General features: G+C 65.3%; 14 protein-coding genes and 1 other RNA gene. 9 read left to right on the plus strand and 6 right to left on the minus strand.

From position 1 onward, the window contains the following. Positions 1-10: 10 nt before the first annotated feature. From XCSCFBP4642_RS25985 to XCSCFBP4642_RS27645, 3 genes are all read left to right on the plus strand, one after another. A complete protein-coding gene (locus XCSCFBP4642_RS25985; RefSeq protein ID WP_029221271.1) occupies positions 11-2827 on the plus strand; it encodes a peptidoglycan-binding domain-containing protein in 2817 nt (938 codons plus the stop codon). Positions 2828-2907: 80 nt separating this feature from the next. Beyond that, on the plus strand, positions 2908-3363 hold the full coding sequence (locus XCSCFBP4642_RS0119630; RefSeq protein ID WP_029221272.1) for a GIY-YIG nuclease family protein: 456 nt from the start codon (positions 2908-2910) through the stop codon (positions 3361-3363). A 229-nt stretch (positions 3364-3592) separates the two neighbouring features. Continuing rightward, positions 3593-3668: non-coding RNA, sX9 sRNA (locus XCSCFBP4642_RS27645), on the plus strand. Between the two features lie 3 nt (positions 3669-3671). Here the strand turns inward: XCSCFBP4642_RS27645 and XCSCFBP4642_RS0119635 are convergent. From XCSCFBP4642_RS0119635 to XCSCFBP4642_RS0119645, 3 genes are all read right to left on the minus strand, one after another. Next, positions 3672-4310, minus strand: coding sequence for an SH3 domain-containing protein (locus tag XCSCFBP4642_RS0119635; protein ID WP_053329602.1), 639 nt, complete (start codon positions 4308-4310; stop codon positions 3672-3674). A 181-nt stretch (positions 4311-4491) separates the two neighbouring features. Further along, entirely contained in the window at positions 4492-6516 is a 2025-nt protein-coding gene (locus tag XCSCFBP4642_RS0119640) for a M3 family metallopeptidase (RefSeq protein WP_029221274.1), read from the minus strand. Positions 6517-6612: 96 nt separating this feature from the next. After that, a complete protein-coding gene (locus XCSCFBP4642_RS0119645; RefSeq protein WP_029221275.1) occupies positions 6613-7716 on the minus strand; it encodes a PLP-dependent cysteine synthase family protein in 1104 nt (367 codons plus the stop codon). A 92-nt stretch (positions 7717-7808) separates the two neighbouring features. Between XCSCFBP4642_RS0119645 and XCSCFBP4642_RS0119650 the strand changes: the two genes are divergently transcribed. The 6 genes from XCSCFBP4642_RS0119650 to XCSCFBP4642_RS28905 all read left to right on the plus strand — a co-directional run bounded on the left by XCSCFBP4642_RS0119650 (position 7809) and on the right by XCSCFBP4642_RS28905 (position 15529). Then, complete coding sequence (locus tag XCSCFBP4642_RS0119650; RefSeq protein ID WP_029221276.1) at positions 7809-8246, plus strand: CopL family metal-binding regulatory protein; 438 nt, start codon at positions 7809-7811, stop codon at positions 8244-8246. A gap of 222 nt (positions 8247-8468) precedes the next feature. Then, on the plus strand, positions 8469-10250 hold the full coding sequence (locus tag XCSCFBP4642_RS0119655; RefSeq protein WP_029221277.1) for a copper resistance system multicopper oxidase: 1782 nt from the start codon (positions 8469-8471) through the stop codon (positions 10248-10250). Positions 10251-10507: 257 nt separating this feature from the next. Then, positions 10508-11668, plus strand: a complete 1161-nt coding sequence (locus XCSCFBP4642_RS0119660; protein ID WP_425480202.1) for a copper resistance protein B — start codon at positions 10508-10510, stop codon at positions 11666-11668. 253 nt (positions 11669-11921) lie between these two features. After that, complete coding sequence (gloA, locus tag XCSCFBP4642_RS0119665) at positions 11922-12446, plus strand: lactoylglutathione lyase (RefSeq protein WP_029221279.1); 525 nt, start codon at positions 11922-11924, stop codon at positions 12444-12446. A gap of 346 nt (positions 12447-12792) precedes the next feature. After that, a complete protein-coding gene (locus tag XCSCFBP4642_RS0119670) occupies positions 12793-13551 on the plus strand; it encodes a hypothetical protein (protein WP_029221280.1) in 759 nt (252 codons plus the stop codon). A gap of 106 nt (positions 13552-13657) precedes the next feature. Next, positions 13658-15529, plus strand: a complete 1872-nt coding sequence (locus XCSCFBP4642_RS28905; protein ID WP_029221281.1) for a peptidoglycan-binding protein — start codon at positions 13658-13660, stop codon at positions 15527-15529. Positions 15530-15663: 134 nt separating this feature from the next. Here the strand turns inward: XCSCFBP4642_RS28905 and XCSCFBP4642_RS0119680 are convergent, their stop codons facing one another. The 3 genes from XCSCFBP4642_RS0119680 to glmS form a co-directional block, all read right to left on the minus strand. After that, a complete protein-coding gene (locus XCSCFBP4642_RS0119680) occupies positions 15664-16797 on the minus strand; it encodes a hypothetical protein (protein WP_029221282.1) in 1134 nt (377 codons plus the stop codon). Positions 16798-17014: 217 nt separating this feature from the next. After that, positions 17015-17488: a hypothetical protein gene (locus XCSCFBP4642_RS0119690; RefSeq protein ID WP_029221284.1), complete on the minus strand. Its 474-nt coding sequence runs from the start codon at positions 17486-17488 to the stop codon at positions 17015-17017. 385 nt (positions 17489-17873) lie between these two features. Further along, positions 17874-19703, minus strand: coding sequence for a glutamine--fructose-6-phosphate transaminase (isomerizing) (gene glmS, locus XCSCFBP4642_RS0119695; protein WP_029221285.1), 1830 nt, complete (start codon positions 19701-19703; stop codon positions 17874-17876). Positions 19704-19750: the final 47 nt, after the last annotated feature.

A 19750-nucleotide genomic window follows, 5' to 3' on the forward strand; every position in this document is an offset into this window, starting at 1 on the left:
GAATTTTCAGATGCATGCTCTCGCAGACCACCAGCAGCAGCGCGCCATACTCGAGCAACTGCGGACCAGCAGCGATCCACAGGCCCGGCAGCAAGCCGAAAAACTGCAAACGCTCTATCACGACCGTGAAATGGCCGGACTTTCCGACGATGTGTACGACTCGGCCAAAGGCGAAGGACAGCCGGGTGCCGGATGGATCCGCGCCAGTGAGCATCTGAACAAACTGCGTGAGTACGCGCCGCAGCTGAACATGACCGATGATCAGATCAAAGAATTGCTTCGTCCGAAGGAGTCCGGCTTCCGGGCCGAAATCTACCTCCCCGATCCGGCCATCCTTGGCCCCGGCTACAAGCCGACGGTGGCATACAAGGGCTCGGCCGGCGAAGTCCTGACGCCGGATGGGCTACGCCCCACCGGCAGCGAAGATTTTGTTGCCAACAACTTCCCGCAGTCGGTGGGCTTGAGGACCGATTACTACGACCGCGCGATGCGCCTTGCAGCTGCCTTGAAAGATCAAAAGCTCGACTTCGAAATCACCGGCCACTCCCTCGGCGGCGGCATGGCCTCGGCGGCCGCAGCTGTGACAGGTATGCGTACCACCACCTTCAATGCCGCCGGCCTGCATCCGCTCACCGCCCAGCGGTTTGCCCAGGAAAATGGGCTGCCGGTCTACGACCCCGGACACAGTGTCATCGCCTACCAGGTCACCGGCGAGGTCCTCAATGACGGCATCCAGCAGAATATCCATCGCCTGGATGCGTTCCGGCGCGCAGAACTGGGCGCGGTACTGAAGGAAACCTGCACCGTGCTCGATGAGTTGCCGCAAGGCAAGGCCTTGCTGGCCAGCCAGCTGGATGCAACGTTGCCGGCCCACGCGCAACCGGCAGCCCACGCGTTCCTGGACCGGCTGCAGCACGGCAACACCGCGCAGCTGTTGCGCGAGTTGCCGTTGGCGGCTGGCCAGATGCAACCGCTGCTGGCGGCCAAGCAGCATGCAGCCGATGGCCAAGGCATCGTCGATCGCCCTGCGCGTCTGTCGCTGCGGGATGTGTCCAACTTCGCCGGCCCGGCGCTGGATGCGCTGCATGCCACCTCGCAAGGTGTCCGCGTGGGGCGCGGCCTGGGCGGGGTGGTCGCGGAGTCGGGCCACGTGGCAGGCCAGGCGCTGGATGCCGCGGGCGACCTGGCCCAGCGCGCGGCGCAGGCCGCAGCGCAGGTCCGCCAGGCGACCACCCAGCAACTGGGGGCCGCCGCGGGAGACGGTATGGAGCAGGCCGGTGCACTCGCCGCGCAGGGGCGGCAGGCCCTGGGGCAGGTGCAAGCCGGCGCAGCGCGTTTGCAGGGCCAGGCGCAGGGCGAAGCGGCTTCGCTAGGCGCGGCGGCGCTGCGTGGCCTGGGCGGGATGCTGCCGCAGGCGTTGGACGCACAGCTCAATGCACAGGCCGAGCGCCTGGCGCAGGCCGGTGCGGCCGCGGAACAACGCGGGCAGAACCAGGCCACACAGCGTTTGAACGAAGCGGCCGATGACGCCCGGCAGATCCGGCAGCGTGGCCATGAAACAGGCCAGGCGCTCGGTACGGCCGCCAGCCAGGTTGGGCAGGCCGAGCACGCCAGTTGGACTGCAGCGGGCGCCCAGGCGAACGCGCTGCTGGACACGGCAGGGCGGTATGCCGGGGCGGCCTCCGCGCTGGCGCCTGAGATCTACGCCAAGCAGGCCGGTGTGGCCACGGCCGCGGTGGCCACCTACGCCACGCACAACCCGACCACTCCGCAAGGCCTGTTCAATCTGGTCAGGACCGGCGAGTTCGCCGGCAAACTGGGCCAGAGCCTGGACGAGGCCACCGAACGGCATCTGATGACCGAGACGGTGGTGCCCATCCTGGATGCGCTCATCCAGGATGTCGAACGCAAGGCGCGCGCGCAGGCCGCGCCGGATCAGGCCCAGGCGCAAGGCGCTGCGCTCGGACCGGGCGACCGCGGCGCCGGGGTGCAGGCGCTACAGGCTAGCCTGATCCAACTGGGCATCAACGAACGGATCAAGACGCCCATGGACATCAACGGCTTCTACGATCAGCCTACCCAGCGCGGCGTGCAGGCGTTTCAGTTGATGCATGGCATGGACGACGTCAACGGCATCGCCGATCACCACACCCTTGCAGCGGTGCAACAGCAAGCCGGGGTAGCCGTCGCGCAGCGCGACATGGTTCCACAGCACAGTGCGCCCGCCTCGCATGACACCGCGGCCACAGCTGTGGCTGCATCGGTGGCAAACGCATCCGAGCGCGCGCAACCGGACCTCGCTGCGCAGCATCAGCAACAGTCGCTGGAACAGCAACGCCACTGGCAACTGCACAGGGAGCAGACGGAGCAGCAGGAGCATGCGCGGCTGGCAGAGCAAGAAAACGCCGATACGCAACGCGAGCAGGCGACCGTGGGAAGCGACCACGGACGGCAATCACCGGGGCTGCTTGCCTTCAGCGACCCTGCGCATCCAGGCCATGCGTTGTATGCAGATGTCAAGAATCGACTGGATGCCAAGGGCACGCCGCTGCCGGAGGACCGCCTGACCCAGGTCACCGCAGCCGTCTACATCGATGGCTTCCGACCTGGCTGGAGCGGGCGGGTGGATGTGGTCAACGAGAACTTCTTTGCACAGAACTACGACGACATCACCAAGCGCGTGAATATGCCCCTGACCGGTACGGCACCATCGGTACAGGAATCGATGCAGCAAGTTCAGGCGCACGCACTCGAAACGGTGCGGCAGCAAGAGGCGATTGCGCACGCCAGCCGAGATCAGCCAACGCCGCCGGGACCGGTCATATGAAGGCAAGGCACCCCGGTTGCGCGCCAGTGTCGACCCGACTGCCTGCGTGCCTGGGCGCCGGCGCGAAATAGGCGGTGGAAATGACGGACACGCGCGCCCTTGCAAGAACAGCCTTTGCTGCATTCGCGCATGCCGACTGGCATGGCCTGCTGCATGGCCCTCACGTGGTGTACCTGCTGGCGCATGCACGGCGCGATGCCTTCTACATCGACGTGGCCAGCGACTTGGCCGCCGTGACCGGGCAGTGCCGGCATCTCATGGCGCAACAAGAAGCGACGCTGCCCCGGCGCCAGGTAATGCCGCTGCTGCTGGTGTGGTTCGAAGTGCAGAACGACCCCGCAGCGGCGCGAGCACGCGCGAACGCGATCCGCCGTTGGACGCATGCGTGGCAACGGCGGCTGGTTGAGACCTTGAATCCGCAGTGGCTCGACCTGGACGGGTACGCCTGTGGCTTTCCCGGCGAGCTGCCGCAGGTGGGAGAACGTCGAGCCCGGCGCAGCAACATACCGAACCCGTTTGACGTGCAGGCCACCTGAGTAGCCAGGCCGTAGGCGCGCATCCGCGCCGGCCCGGTGCGCACCTGCACCCTCTGCGCTGGCGCCAGCTGCGCCAAAGTCCGCCTGCAGCGGCGATTGACGCACACGTGACCGGATGCCCCCGTGCAGCATTGCCTGAGCGTGCTGCCCAAGAGCGGATAACAACACAACTGCGCAGCCGCCAATGCGCAACCGCCAGGTGGAGGCGCGGTCGGTACTCGGAATCGTCATGGACCACGCGTCCACACCGGTTCTGACCGTAGCGTCCACGCCCACCTGACGACTGCCCGCGGCGCTCTGTTTCCGCTCTACTCCTGCAGCCGGTCGCAATCCTCCCTCAAGGCCCCGATGCCGACAGGTTGGCCATTCGACTCCTTGGTCACCTGCTGCTCGGCAGCGCGCTGCCTGCTGCGACACTCCATCCGCGCGCGCTCCCGCTTGCGCTGCGCAGTCCTGGCCGCGTCGATTTCGGCGCGTTCGCGATTGGTCCGTTCGGTGTTTTCGCGTGTTTCCTGCTTGACGCGCCTGGCAATGGACGGCTCGCCGCTCTGCGCAGAGCCCTCGCCGGGCGCCAGCACCTCCAGATCAGGCGAGCTCTCCGGTGCATGGTTGCGCCACAGCGCACGTTCGCTCTCCACGGTCCATTCGCGGCCGCGATAATGCGCGTCCCAATAGGGATCCAGCGAAAACGCGATCCTCGGGACTACGCGAGCGAGATTGCTGCGATCCAAGGCAATCACCTGCGCAGGCATCCAGCCGCGCGCATCGGGCGCACGCACATCGCACCACCTGCCATTGTTCAGGCACCCGTAAACGGTGAGCGTATTGCCTGCGCCGGCTTCACCCACGCGCCGGTATTCCTCGCCAGGGCCCGCGCGCAGGCCGGCCAGACTGCTGGCGTGACCGGTGTGCTGCGCAGCGGCCGGTACCGCCGCTGCAATCAACAACCCTACACTCCATGACAAACGTCGCTGCACTGCACTCGCCTTGATGTGCTGGTCCATTCGCGCATCGGTCGCCCGCGTGCCACGCTGCTGCGCTTATCAAGACGCTCGCCTCACTGCACTGCGAACGCAGGCAGTGGGAATGGCGCACCTGCCAGCGGCGGCAGCTGCGCGACTGACAGGCTCATCCCGCCATGCCGTTGTGCCGCAGCAATGCGTCGATGCTCGGCGCACGCCCACGGAAGGCGCGAAAGTTGTCGGCCGCGCTGCGGCTGCCACCGCGCGACAACACCTCGAAGCGAAAACGTGCACCCGTTTCAGCGACCTGTTCCGGCGCCTCTTCGAACGCGGCATAGGCATCGGCGCTGAGCACTTCGGCCCACTTGTAGCTGTAATAGCCGGCTGCGTAACCGCCTGCGAAAATATGGCTGAACTGATGCGGGAAGCGATTCCACGCCGGCGGACGATTGACCGCCACTTCGTCGCGCACGCGTTCGATCAGCTGCAGCACGCTGTCGTGCACCGGGTCGAAGCTGCTGTGCAGCTGCATGTCGAACAACGCAAATTCCAGCTGGCGCACGGTGGACATGCCGCTCTGGAAATTGCGCGCGGCCAGCAGGCGGTCGAACAGGTTGCGCGGCAGCGGTTCGCCCGTCTGCACATGCGCGGTCATCGTCTGCACGCGCTCCCATTCCCAGCAGAAGTTCTCCATGAACTGGCTGGGCAGCTCCACCGCGTCCCACTCCACGCCGTTGATGCCGGCCACACCGAGCTCGCCGATACAGGTGAGCAACTGGTGCAGGCCATGGCCCATTTCATGGAACAGCGTGGTGACTTCGCCGTGCCGGAACGTGGCCGGTGCATCGCCACTGCCGCGGCCGAAATTGCACACCAGATACACCAGCGGCGTCTGCACGCCGTTGGCGGTGTCGCGGCGATTGCGGCAATCGTCCATCCAGGCACCGCCGCGCTTGCCTTCGCGCGCGTAGAGATCCAGATAGAACTGGCCGACCAGCGCGCCTTGCGCATCTTCGAGCCGGTAGAACCGCACATCCGGATGCCACACCGGCGCGCTGTCCGGCTTGACCGTAAGCCCGTACAGGCTATGGATCACATCGAACAGGCCGGCCAGCACTTTCGGCTCGGTGAAGTATTGCTTCACTTCCTGCTCGGAGAAGCTGTAGCGGGCCTGCTTGAGCTTTTCGCTGGCGTAGGCCAGGTCCCAGGCCTGCAGTGCGTCCAGGCCGAGTTCGTCGCGGGCGAAGGCGTCCAGTTCGGCGCGGTCGCGCTGCGCATACGGCTTGGCACGCACCGCCAGATCGCGCAGGAACCCCATCACTTCAGCCGGACTCTGCGCCATCTTGATGGCGATGGAATACTCCGCGTAACTGGCAAAGCCGAGCAGCTGCGCCAGCTCGGCGCGCAGCGCGAGAATGCGATCGATGTTGGCGCTGTTGTCCAGCGCCGCGTCGCCGAACTCGGAAGCGCGCTCGGCGTTGGCGCGATAAAGCGTTGCACGCAATTGGCGACTATCGGCATCGGTCTGCACCGGCAGGTAGCACGGCATCTGCAAGGTGAACTTCCACCCTGGCACGCCGTCCTTTTCTGCGGCCGCGCGCGCGGCAGCGATCACTTCGGCCGGCAGACCCGACAGCTGGGTGTCGTCTTCGGTCACGTACGACCAGGCATCGGTGGCATCGAGCACGTTCTGCGAAAACTTCGCCGCCAGTGCCGACAGTTCTTCCTGGATCTGCGCAAAGCGCGCCTTGGCGGCGTCGTCCAGCTCGGCACCGCCGAGCCGGAAATCGCGCAGCGCGTTGTCCAGCACCTTGCGCCGGGCTTCATCGTAGTGCGCAGCTTCCGACGACTGCGCCAGCGCATTGTACTGCGCGTACAGCGCCAGGTTCTGGCCCAGCGCGCTGCCGAAGCGGCTCACCTTGGGCAGGTTGCTGTTGTAGGCCTCGCGCAACTCGGGGGTGTTCATCACTGCCTGCAGATGGCCCACCTGCCCCCAGGCGCGCCAGAGCCGCTCGGTGGCGTCGTCCAGCGGCACCACGAAGCTGTCCCAGCTGACCGGGCCGACCTGTTCGGCCGCCTTCACTGCCGCCTCGGCCTGCGCCAGCAGCTGGTCGATCGCCGGGCCCACATGCTCTGGACCGATCGCATCGAAGGACGGCAGTCCGGAGAGGTCGAGCAAGGGATTGGTCATGGAGCGCTCCGGCGATGGACTGGATCAGGGGAAGGGACAAGCGGCACGCGGCGGTGTACGCGGGCGCGTGCACCATCTACCGCAACGATATGGCGGTCATTCCAGCGCAGCACAAGGCAGCGGCGGCAACACACCGCCGTTGACTGCGCTGGCAATGGCCGCGTCGCTGTCGGCGGTGTCGATCTCGCGCGCCACATACCAGGCCGGGTCGTAGTAACTATGCGCGTAACGCTCGCCGGCATCGCACAGGATGGTGACGATGGAGCCCTGCCGGCCTTCCTCGCGCATGCGCTGGGCGGCCTGCAGCACGCCGACGAAGTTGGTGCCGGTGGAACCGCCCACGCGGCGGCCCAGGGTGGCGCTGACGTGGCGCATGGCCGCCAGGCTCAGCGCGTCGGGCACTTTGACCATCGCATCCACGCAGGTGGCAATGAAGCTGGACTCCACCCGCGGCCGGCCGATGCCTTCGATACGCGAGCCGCCGGTGATGATCAATTCCTTGGGGCACTGCCCGTCCACCGCGCGGCAGTAGCCATCGAAGAACACCGACACTTCCGGGTCGGCGCACAGGATGCGGGTGGCGTGGCGCCGGTAGCGCACATAGCGCCCCAGGGTGGCGCTGGTGCCGCCGGTGCCGGGGCTGCACACGATCCATTCCGGAATCGGGTGCGGCTCTTCGGCCAGCTGCTTGAAGATCGATTCGGCGATGTTGTTGTTGGCGCGCCAGTCGGTGGCGCGCTCGGCGTAGGTGAACTGGTCCATGAAGTGCCCGCCGGTCTCGCGTGCGAGCTGGTGCGAGGCGCTGTCCAGGTCGCAGGCGCGCTCCACCAAATGACAGCGCCCGCCCTGGAACTCGATCGCGGCGATCTTTTCCGGCGAGGTCGAGGCCGGCATCACCGCGATGAAAGGCACTCCCAGCAGGCGCGCGAAATACGCTTCGGACACGGCGGTGGAGCCGCTGGAGGCTTCGATCACCGGGCGGCCCGCGCGCAGCCAGCCATTGGTCAGCGCGTACAGGAACAGCGACCGCGCCAACCGGTGCTTGAGGCTGCCGGTGGGGTGGCTGGACTCGTCCTTGAAGTACAGGTCGATGCCCGGATAGCCTGGCAAATCCATGGGGATCAGATGGGTATCGGCCGAACGGTTGAAATCGGCCTCGATCTTCTGGATGGCGGCGGCCACCCACTGGCGCTGCGACATGGGCACGGACGTGATGCGAAAGAGACGCCAATTCTACCGCCGCCAGGCGCACACCCGCGGCAGGCGGTCATCGGGCGGACAGTCCGGAGCCGATGGTATGCTGGCCGCATCTGTTTCCGCCGCGAGCGCCTGTGCTGCATTGCCTGCTCCGCCTGCTGCTGTGCCTGTGTCTGGTCGCCAACACGGCCACCGGCGCGTGGGCGTCGGTGGGCATGGCGATGCCGGAGCTGGCCATGCCGCAGCCGGCTGCGCATGGGGCGGGGCATGCGGCAAGCGCCGATGCCATGCCCTGTCATGAGGACATGGCGCCGCTGGCCCCGACCCGGCCCGACAACGCGTCCCACCATGCGCACGCGGCCGACTGCTGCAGGCTGGGCAGCTGCGACTGCCTGCAACACTGCAACCTGGCCTTGCTGACCCTGCCGGCGATACCTGCCGGCCTGCCCGGCCGCCCGGCACTGCCGGCGATTCCGGCCGACGGGCGTGGTAGCCCGGTACCCGACCAGCCGGTTCGACCTCCCATCGGCTGAGCGCAGCCGACACCACGGCGGCGCTCGGCGGCGGGTACGTGCAGCGGTCGCGGGGATCTTCCCGCCCCGCATGTTCACGCCCGCTTCCCGCGTCGTCCATGCCCCTGCCGTTTCGCGCGGGTGTGTTGGCTGCCCTGATCGCTCTTCGCCCTGCATCGATGGATGCGGGATCTCTCAGCGATGCGTTGCGTCTGCCAGTCCGGTGGGCGCACCGGAGGTGTCATGTCGTCCGATACTCCTGTCTTCACTCCAACCGCCAACCACGGAATCAGCCGGCGCCGTTTCGTGCAGGGCTTGGCCCTGGGCGGTGTGGCAGCCGCCGGCCTGTGGCGCGGCGATGCACGCGCTGCCGGCGCGATGGTCACGCCGGTGCTGCACGGTAGTCGCCACTCGCTGCAGATCGGCCAGCGGCCGGTCAATCTCACCGGGCGCACGCGCCCGGCCATCACGGTCAACCAGAGCCTGCGGGCACCGATCCTGCGCTGGCGCGAGGGCGACACCGTCAGCGTGCGGGTGCGCAACACCCTGCCCGACCAGCCCACCTCGCTGCATTGGCACGGCCTGCTGCTGCCGGCCAACATGGACGGCGTGCCGGGCATGAGCTTCGACGGCATTGCGCCGGGCCAGGAGTACCACTACCGCTTCGCGCTGCGTCAATCCGGCACCTACTGGTACCACAGCCATTCCATGTTCCAGGAGCAGGCCGGCCTGTATGGCGCCATCGTGATCGACCCGCTGGCACCGCCGCCGTACCGCTGCGATCGCGAACACGTGGTGCTGCTCTCTGACTGGACCGACCTGGATCCGGCCGCGCTGTTTCGCCGCTTGAAGCAGATGCCCAGCCACGACAACTACGCCCAGCGCACGGTGGGCGATTTCCTGCGCGATGCGCGCGATGATGGTTTGCGGGCAACGCTGGCCGATCGCGGCATGTGGGGGCGCATGCGCATGACCCCGACCGACCTGTCGGACGTCAACGCCAACACCTACACGTACCTGCTCAACGGCGTGGCGCCTGCCGGCAACTGGACCGGGTTGTTCGCGCCGGGCGAAAAGGTGTTGCTGCGGTTCATCAACGGCTCGTCGATGACCTACTTCGACATCCGCATCCCCGGCCTGCGCATGACCGTGGTCGCGGCCGATGGCCAGTACGTGCATCCGGTCAGCGTGGACGAGCTGCGGATTGCCGCGGCCGAGACCTACGACGTGCTGGTCGAACCCACCGGCCAGGACGCCTTTACGCTATTTGCGCAGGACATGGGACGCACCGGCTTTGCCTGCGGCACGCTGGCGGTGCGCAACGGCCTGCAGGCACCGATTCCGGCGCTGGACCCGCGCGCGATCCTGACCATGCAGGACATGGGGCATGGCGATGGCATGCGCCACACACTCCCGGCAATGCACGGCGCACCCGGCATGCAGGCGGCGCACGGGACGCACACCATGCACTCGCATGATCCCGCCCAGGCGCACGACACCACCCCGCACCACGCCGCCAGCGAAGACGGCAACCCCCTGATCGACATGCGCAGCAATGCCACCGCACCGCGCCTGGACGACCCCGGCGTGGGCCTGCGCGACAACGGCCGTCGTGTGCTGCGCTACGGCGACCTGCACAGCCTGTTCGAAGATCCGGATGGCCGCCAACCCGGGCGCGAGATCGAACTGCATCTGACCGGGCATATGGAAAAATTCGCCTGGTCGTTCGACGGCGTGGCGTTCGCCTCGGCCGAGCCCCTGCGGCTGCGCTACGGTGAGCGGCTACGCATGGTGCTGGTCAACGACACCATGATGCAGCACCCCATCCACCTGCACGGCATGTGGAGCGATCTGGAAGATGCCGATGGCAATTTCCAGGTCCGCAAGCACACCATCGACATGCCGCCGGGCACGCGCCGCAGTTATCGCGTCCACGCCGATGCACTGGGCCGTTGGGCCTATCACTGCCATCTGCTGTACCACATGGAAGCGGGCATGATGCGCGAAGTGCGGGTGGAGGCATGAGCATGCTCGCGCTACGTCTGCTGGTGGTGGGCACCTGGTTGTTCAGCGCATCGCTGGCCGCGCAGGACCACACGCATGATGCGCTGAACGCCGCTGCGCATGGCGCGCATGCAGCAGCGCTGCAGGCCGGCGACACAGCAGGCGCACCCGCTGCACAAGACTCGCAGGCAGCGACGGCTGCTGCGTCGACCTCTTCGCAGGAAACCATGCCTGCGATGACGCCTGCGCACGATCAGCACCCTGGTGGAGCGCAGGCGATGACGGAGACCTCGGGCACTGCTGCGAACGATGCTGCTGCATCCTCGGCGGCGCCGGCAGCGACGGGGGCTGCACAACCGCAGCATCAGCACGGTCGGCCGGTAGACCAGAACACCGCAGCGCCAATGGATCATTCGCAGATGTCGCATGCCGGCATGGACCATGGCGCCATGCATCGCGCCGAGATGGAACACGGTGCGATGGAGGCGATGGGCCACGATTCCGCCGACCAGGCTGCTGAGGCAACGGAGCACGGCGCGACGTTACAGGGTTCGATAAAGAGCGAGATGCATCACGAGGTGAAGGATCACCGCGCACCGCGGCCTGCTCCGATGACCCACGACGCGATGCAGCACGGCTCGAGCGCGCACGACGGCATGGAGCATCGTTCAATGGACCATCGTGCACACGCCGCGCCGACGCCTGCATCGCCGGTTGGCACGGGGCTGCCACGCGAACCGATTCCGACACCGACCGCCGAAGAGATTGCCGCCGCCTTTTCGCCACTGCAGGCACACGCGATGCACGGCGCAGGCATCAACCACTACATCCTGCTCGATCGCATGGAAGCGGTCGATACCGATCGCGGCACCGGCCAGGACTGGGAGGCACGCGCCTGGATCGGCGGCGACATCGACCGCCTGTGGTTACGCAGCGAGGGCGCGCGGGACAGCGTCCGCACCCAATCCGCGTCGTTTGAGGCCTTTTACGGTCACGCGATCTCGCCGTGGTGGGATCTGCTGGTCGGCGCACGCCAGGATCTTGCCCCGGGTGATCGCCGCAGCTGGGCCGCCTTTGGCGTACAGGGCCTGGCGCCCTACAAGTTCGAAACCGAAGCCACGCTGTCTCTGGGCAGTGGCGGCCGCGCTGCGCTGCGCCTGGAAGGCGAGTACGACGTTCTGCTCACCAATCGGTTGATCCTGCAGCCACGCGTGGAAGCGGACATCGCCCTCACCGACGATGAGCGGCGCGGGATCGGCAGTGGCCTGGAGCAGGTGGACGCCGGGGTACGGCTGCGCTATGAGTTCACCCGCCGTTTTGCACCGTATATCGGCTGGGTGCATACCCGCAGCTTCGGCGATGCCGCACGACGCGCCACGCTGGAAGGCGAGCGCCCACGCGACAGCCAGTTCGTTGCCGGCATCCGTCTCTGGTTCTGACGCCGGTGCACGGCTGCGTCATCGCGGTGCCAGTTGCGCCGACCCCCGCTTGTTTCTGCAGGCGAGCGTGGGCCGCGATCGATCGGGCGAACTGGCAATCCGCCGTGCAAGGTTACTTCCAACACGCCGCACATCCACACGCCGTGGTGCAACACGCCATTGCGTGCCGCAGACATGGCGCCCACCCGCGTCCCGCTAAACTTCCCGTCCTGCGCACCTGGCCCGCGCACCCGATCCACTCGAGGAAACCACAATGCCTTCGACCGACCTGCAACAGGTACCCGGCGCCAGCGCCGCCCCCGCCGACACGCGTGGCTTCGTGTTCAACCACACCATGCTGCGCGTCAAGGACGCCCAGCGTTCGCTAGATTTCTACACCCGCGTGCTGGGCTTCCGCCTGCTCGATGCCCGTCATTTCGCCGATGCGAACTTCAGCCTGTATTTTCTGGCGCTGGTGCCCGACACCACCGCCATTCCCGATCAGGATGACGCGCGGCGACTGTGGATGGCCGGCATCCCCGGCGTGCTGGAGCTCACCCACAACCACGGCACCGAGACTCAGGACGGGCCGGTCTATCACGACGGCAACAGCGACCCGCGCGGCTTCGGTCATCTCTGCGTCTCGGTGCCGGACATCCACGCCGCCTGCGCACGCTTCGACAGCCTCAACGTGCCCTATCAGAAGCGCCTGGAAGATGGCCGCATGAAGCACCTGGCCTTCATCAAGGACCCGGATGGCTATTGGGTGGAGATCATTTCCAATACCCCGTTGGCATAACTACGCAAGCCACACCCGCGAACCCTCACAGTGCAGCGGAATGGTCATTCAACCGCCAGCACTTAGCGCTGAAGGCTTGCGCATCCCTGCCATGACGCCCCCACCCGACAGGCGTCCTGGTCTGGCAACGCCTGGCGCGACGACTGGACACAATGCCGCGCTGGAGTAGACTTTCGCCGCCCTCCGCAATGGATGCACCCGAATGCTCGTCAGGAAGATTCCACTGATCCTTGCGTTAGCAACGATTGCCGCCTGCAGGCCGGCGCCACCGGATGCCGCAGCGTCAAAGGCGACTCCCCCCGCGGCCCGTACCGCCGCACGACCTTCAGACAAAGATGCTTCTCCCATGCAGGATGCAACCCAGGGTTCAACCCAACAGCTCCAGCCGCCCCGCCAGGACAGCGTGCTGTATTTCATCAGCAACGTCGATGGCGACGGCGCAACGTCCTACAAAGTCGCCAATGGCAGCTGGATCAATTACTGGTACGGCTTTCAATTCGAACTCGGCGGTACGCGTTACTACACCGGCTTCGCCTGGGAGACGCCCGAACTTCATGGCGCCGAGCGCGAGAATCATTACCCCGCGCCAGGCACCAAGGTGACCTTGGCCCACGCCACTTTCGTGACCAGCGAACCGGGAAGCAAAACGCCCTGGAAGCTGCTTGGGGCAGAACCCTACATTGGCGAGTTCGGCGGCATGGAACAGGGCAACACCGTCGACACGACACGTAAGCCACAGACCTTCGTCACCGACGACAGCCGCCTGGTGCTGGCCGTGCCGACCTGGAGCCTGCAGTCGGGCGTACGGATCCTTTCCTACGACGCACTCGTGTTCAACCCGAAGGAAACCGAGGACGTCAACGACAAGCATTGGACGTACATCGGCAATCTCCCGGCCGGTGAAGACAATGGTGCGAGTTGTGGAGAGGACGCGCCTGGAAAGATTCCCTGCATCAAGAACACCAGCACGCTTGAGTTTGTTCCACAGGCCGGGCTGCCCGCCTTGCAGGTAAAGGTCTCGGCCAACCCTCCGACGAACGCGGGTGACGAAACAGTCGTATACCGTTACGATGCGGCCCAGAAATCGTATTTGCCGACCCCTTGATACAGAACCAAAGGAATTGGTTCGGGCGGCGTACCGCTGCAGCCACGTGGCTGCAGCACTCAATCAAGGACCTTGAGCGATGCCGACGAATTATTCACGAGCCCAAGTGCTCGACATCATCGAACGCGAAGCGGCCGAGCGAAAGATCCCGCGTGACGACTTCCTGCGTTTTGCCCACGTAGAGACTGGCGGCGTCTTCGACGCGTTGGCCAGCCGCGGAGCCGGTGGTGCAAAAGGACTGTTTCAGTTCACGCCTCCGACCGCCGCACAATACGGGATCGCTGGACGCGAGCTGGATGCAGTGGTCAACACCGATGCAGCCGCGCGGCTGTATCTGGATAACCGGACGAGTCTGGTCGACCGGCACGAACGCGATGGCCGGCCCTACCTGTCGGGCAAACCTGCGCCTGACGGCCTGGACATGTATCTGGCGCATCAGCAAGGCGCCGGTGGTTACCGCTCTTTGCAGACCGCCATCGCCACCGGATCCTTTGGACTCGAAAGCACGCGCGCCAACATCCTCAACAATGTCGGCGAAAAAGAACTGAAATCCCTGACGGGTGTCGATTCGGCAACGTTCCGGCGCATGTCCGACAAGGACATGGCGCAGACGTTCGTGCAGTACTGGGATACGAAGATGGACCGTATCCGTATTCCTGAAAAAGGAATCGAGCCGGTTTCGGACAGACAGCAGGCACCGTCGCACTCTGCGCCAGCGCAGTCCGCACCTACCCAGCCAGAAAAAGCTGTAGCACAAGGCATCGCGCTCCATGCCGCCTACGACTTGACCCATAAGTACGATCACGTCAAGTACGGCCTTGCCGCAAAAGATCCCGATGAAGGCAGGGTCGATTGTTCTGGCTGGGTGGTCGAGATGCAGAACGCGACCATGGAGGAGATCAACAAGGGCGCCGGCAAGGCCATTTTCACCAAGGACGAAAAGTTCAGCCCTGGTTTCGACAGTGCATCCGAACTGCTGCGCAAGGCCGAACATCGCTCGGGCGTGCTGATCGAAGGCAAAAATGTCACTGCCCAGAACCTCAAAGAAGGCATGATCATCGGCGAGGACAATGGCCCACAGAGTTGGGACAAAGGACGCTACAAGGGCATCGACCACATCACCATGGTGGTACGCGACCCCAAGGATGGCGAGCTCAAGATCAGCCAATCGCGTGGCGGTGAGGGCGTCGAGCTCAGCTCGCTGGATTCTTACCTTGAACGCAAGCACGCCAAGGGCGTCAAGCTCTATGCCAGCGACCCGCTGTCCGAGGCACGCGAGTTACTGCAGGACCGCAGCCAGAGCAGACATCAGTCTCACGACGGCAACCCACACAAACCTGTGCATGCGCAGACGACCGCAGAGACATCCGGGGTACTGCGTGACAAGGCGCATGGCGCGGAGGTTCAGAAACTGCAGCAGACCTTGCAGCAGCTGGGCTACAAGGACGCCAATGGCAACGAACTCAAAGCCGACGGTACCTTTGGTCAACGGACGGCTGAAGCGGTCAAGGCATTCCAGCGTGCACGCGGACTGCAGGATGATGGCATCGTTGGCGGCGATACGTTCAAGGCATTGAAGCAGGCCGAGAAAGCGCCGTTGCTGTCGGAAAGGACCAATCCCGATCATCCGCTATACAACCAGGCCGTAAGCAAGCTGGAACAGCTGGGTCCGAATGCGTTCGCCGACCGTCGTGCACTGGAGAATGCAGCGGGCTCATTGGCCTTCGAAGCCAAGGCCAGCGGTTTGCAGCGCATCGATGCGGTGATGCAGAGCAAGGACGGCACCGGACTGTTCGCGGTACAGGGTCAGCCAAGCGATCCGGCGCACCAGCGGATCTATGCGGACAAGGCATCGGCTGCAGAACGCCCATTGGAACACACCAGCAATGCCGTACGGCAGGACGCGCAGTCGCAAACGCAAACATGGGTCCAAGAGCAGCAAGAGCAGCAACGCAGCCAGGCACGCGGCGGCGCCTGATAGATCTGCATTCCGGAAACCCGAACGGGCACTGATCGTTGGATCAGTGCCCGTTCGGGTTCAAGCATACGCTCACAGCGAAATTTTCCGGATCGCCGCAGGGATCTGATGTCCGTCGTTGAACGATCCCATGCTCAGTTGGAGGCCGCAACAGCCTCTTTGTCCGGAAACCATTGCGGCAAGCGCTCGGCGAATTTCGCTGCGCATTCATCGCTATAGGCTTGTGCGGCTTGTTTGACCAGCGCGTAGTCGTTTGCCTCCCACTCTTCCAGCGAGGCAGTGCGTGGCGTCGGTACACAGACCAGATGGACCGGGCTTGCCTTGCGCTTCAACAACCCACTCCGCTCTCCACCGATGCTGACGTTGTAACGCAACTCGTAGGGTGACGCGGTATCGCTCAGGCTCTGATAGACCAACACCCAATCGGACATGACCACCTGCAGCGGAAACGGATGAACCGGGATCGCGGACGGGTGGCCGCTGAAGTAGGCCTTCAGTTGCGCGTTGACCGCATCGCGTTGCAGTGCATATCCAGGATTGCCGATACTCTTGATCTTTTCACCTTTCAGCTGATCCTTGCTGAAGGATGAGGCCACTACGCCACGGGCAAACAAGCTGGCGGCAATCTGGACCCCAACCAAGGCACCGGTGTGGCCACGCCGCACCACCCGCAGCATTTCATCGCCATTGGGCTGACCGTTCGAACCCACGTTGAGCTGCGCCTGTAATGGCAGCTGCAACGCCCAATCTGCGGAGGGCATGAGCGCGCCTTCCAGGTTTCCAGTGGTCGAATCAGTCGATTCCGCGACCACCACCGTCCCCGCCTCGGCCGCCGTCGCATAGGCGGTTGCCGTGGAAAAATCTCCGCCTGCAAATGCAGGCACTGCTGCAGTGGCCTCCGCACTACGCGTCGGCGTGCAAAACGTGCCGGCGGCACGCATCTGCGCTTCATGGAAACCAATGCCATTGGTCTGGTGTACCACCGCATCCTTACCGTACTGCTCCACCAGCTTTGCGATCAATGCATCGGAAGGCGCCTGCTGTGCGCAGACCTCGGCGGCGGCGATGCGCGACCAGGTGAATTGCAGCGCAGGATCCCAACCCATTGCATCCTCGCCCACGAAACCGTGGTCGTAGTGATATGCATAGGTGACGGGATCGATCTCCTGCAGCGTCATTCCACCCTGGCCGGCATAGCCTGGCGGCACGTCCTGTGCAACGGCAAGCCCAGGCAGTGCCAACAGCACCGCCGCGATACACGTCTTCATGAATCCCCGTCCATATGGATGATGGCGATGCGCTGCATGTCCCCCATGCAGCGCATCGACGCGATGGTCATCGACTGCGCAGTGCCGTGATCGGCAGGGTAATGGCACCCCACCCGGCAGATCGGCCTGCCGGGGTAGTGTGCGCGAGACCGCTGGCAATCGCAGTCGGGGCGGCCCCCACGCATGTGTGGGGACCGCCCTTGCCCGACCTCAAACATCAGGCATGCAGGATCCCGCCAGCACCGGGCTGCCAACAACGCGGCGTGCGCAAGGCAGCGAGAATACGGACCAGTTCGCGATAACTGTCGGCCAGTTGTGCAAACAGGCCGGCATCGCTGCAGCGGGTGTCTGCCACATCGGAGTAGGCGCCACGTCCCAGATCGATGAAGTAGTCCACACTGAGGCGGCGCCGTTGCGCGACGCCGGGAAACAGACCTGCGATCAACAGACATCCATCACCGACATCGCGCAGCAAGTCTGCACGCACGCTGCCCACCTGCTCCTGCGCATGCAGCCAGGCCAGCGCTTGCGTGCGTGACAGCAGATGCGCATCGCGCTGGAAGCGCAGCAGCACGAAGACCAGATAGTGTTCGCGCGATTCGTCCAGCGGGCGTGCAATCCGCTCGCCTGCTTCGCGCACCAACGCCTGCCACAGCTCGGCCGGCGCCCCCTGTTTGAAAGACTCGTGCATACGTCCTCCTGCGTGGTGGTGACCCTCGCACAAAGCGTATGCATAAGCTGGGCCAAACTGCTGGCAGCCTGGGCTCCCGTCTGCCAACGCGAAGCAGGTCGCCGGCAGGCGGTGCGCGGCGTTGCCAGCGCCCCTGGCAGGCTCGATGCACGTGCGCTGCGCCATCAGCGCGGCGCCGTTAGCCTGGGCTTCGACGCTACTGGCGCAAGGCAAGACGCTCAGCCGCGCCCTCCTCGCTGTCTACCGAGCGCGCGCTCGGTTACACATTCGCCCGGCCATCGAGCGATGCGCTCCACACCTGCCCCGGACAACGGTTCGACATCCGGCCACCGCGTGCTTGCCCCCCGCATGCGGTCGATCACAGTGCCTGGCCACCTGCCACTTGCTACTCCACCGTCACCGACTTGGCCAGGTTGCGCGGCTTGTCGACGTCGGTGCCGCGTGCCAGGGCGGTGTGGTAGGCCAGCAGTTGCACCGGAATGGTGTGGATCACCGACGACAGCACGCCGGCATGACGTGGCGTGCGGATCACGTGCACGCCTTCGGACTCGCTGAAGTGGCTGTCCTGGTCGGCGAAGACGAACAATTCGCCGCCGCGCGCGCGCACTTCCTGCATGTTGGATTTGACCTTCTCCAGCAGCCGGTCGTTCGGTGCGATCACCACCACCGGCATGGCTGCGTCCACCAGCGCCAAGGGGCCGTGCTTCAACTCGCCTGCCGGATACGCCTCGGCGTGGATGTAGGAGATTTCCTTGAGCTTGAGCGCGCCTTCCAGGGCGATCGGGTAATGCAGGCCGCGCCCCAGGAACAAGGCGTTCTCTTTCGGCGAGAACCGCTCGGCCCAGGCCATGATCTGCGGCTCCAGGTTCAAGGCGTGCTGCACGCTGCCGGGCAGGAAACGCAGCTGCTCCAGGTAATCGGCTTCTTCGCTGTCGCTGACGCGCCCGTGCAACTTGCCCAGCACCACGGTCAGCTGGAACAGCACCGCCAGCTGCGTGGTGAACGCTTTGGTCGATGCCACGCCGATCTCGGCACCGGCGCGCGTGTAGCACACCAGCTCGCTGGCGCGCGGGATCGCGCTCTCGGGCACGTTGCAGATCGATAGCGTGTGCAGATGCCCCAGCGATTTGGCGTACTTCAGCGCTTCCATCGTGTCCAGCGTTTCGCCGGACTGGGAGATGGTGACGATCAGATGTTTGGGATTGGCATAGGCGGCGCGGTAACGGTACTCGCTGGCGATCTCCACGCTGCATGGCAGCCCGGCGATGGCTTCGATCCAGTAGCGCGCCGTCATGCCGGCGTAGTAACTGGTGCCGCAGGCCAGGATCTGCACGCCTTCGATGTCGCGCAATACCCTTTCTGCATTGGCACCGAACAGCGACGCCGGGAAGCCCTTGGCATCGATCGCCGCCTCGATGGTGTCGGCCAGTGCGCGCGGCTGTTCGTGGATTTCCTTCTGCATGAAGTGGCGGAACGGGCCGAGTTCCAGCGAGGCCAGCGACACATCCGACAGATGCAGCGGGCGCTCGACCGGTGCGTTGTCGCCGTCGAAGATGCGCACGCCATCGCGGCGCAGCTCGGCGGTGTCGCCCTCTTCCAGGAAGATCACCTGGCGGGTGGCCTGCACGATGGCCGAGACATCGGAAGCGACGAAGGTCTCGCCCTCGCCCACGCCGATCAGCAGCGGGCAGCCCATGCGCGCGCAGACGAAGCGCTCCGGTTCGGCCTGGCTCATCACCGCCAGCGCGTAGGCGCCGGTGAGCTCCTTGACGGTGCGCTGCAGCGCGGTCAACAGGTCGCCTGCGCTGCCCAGATGGTGATGGATCAGATGCGCGATGACTTCGGTGTCGGTCTGCGACTCGAAGGCATAACCGAGCGCACGCAGCTTCTCACGCTGCTCTTCGTGGTTTTCGATGATGCCGTTGTGCACCAGCGCGATGCCGGCACTGATGTGCGGATGCGCATTGGCTTCGGTCACGCCGCCATGCGTGGCCCAGCGGGTATGGCCGATGCCCAGCGTGGCGCCGAAGCGTTCGGCCTGGGCGGCCTGGGCCATTTCGGCCACCCGCCCGGTACGGCGCACCCGGCGCAGTTGGTCGCCATCGAGCACCGCAATGCCGGAAGAATCATAGCCGCGATATTCCAGCCGCTTGAGTCCTTCGATCAGGACCGGGACCACGTCGCGCCCGGCGATCGCTCCGACAATGCCGCACATAGGGACAGCTCATTAGGAAGGAAGAGCGGCATTTTAGCGTGTCCGCT

It is taken from the genome of Xanthomonas cassavae CFBP 4642, from assembly GCF_000454545.1.
GTDB classification, from domain to species: domain Bacteria; phylum Pseudomonadota; class Gammaproteobacteria; order Xanthomonadales; family Xanthomonadaceae; genus Xanthomonas; species Xanthomonas cassavae.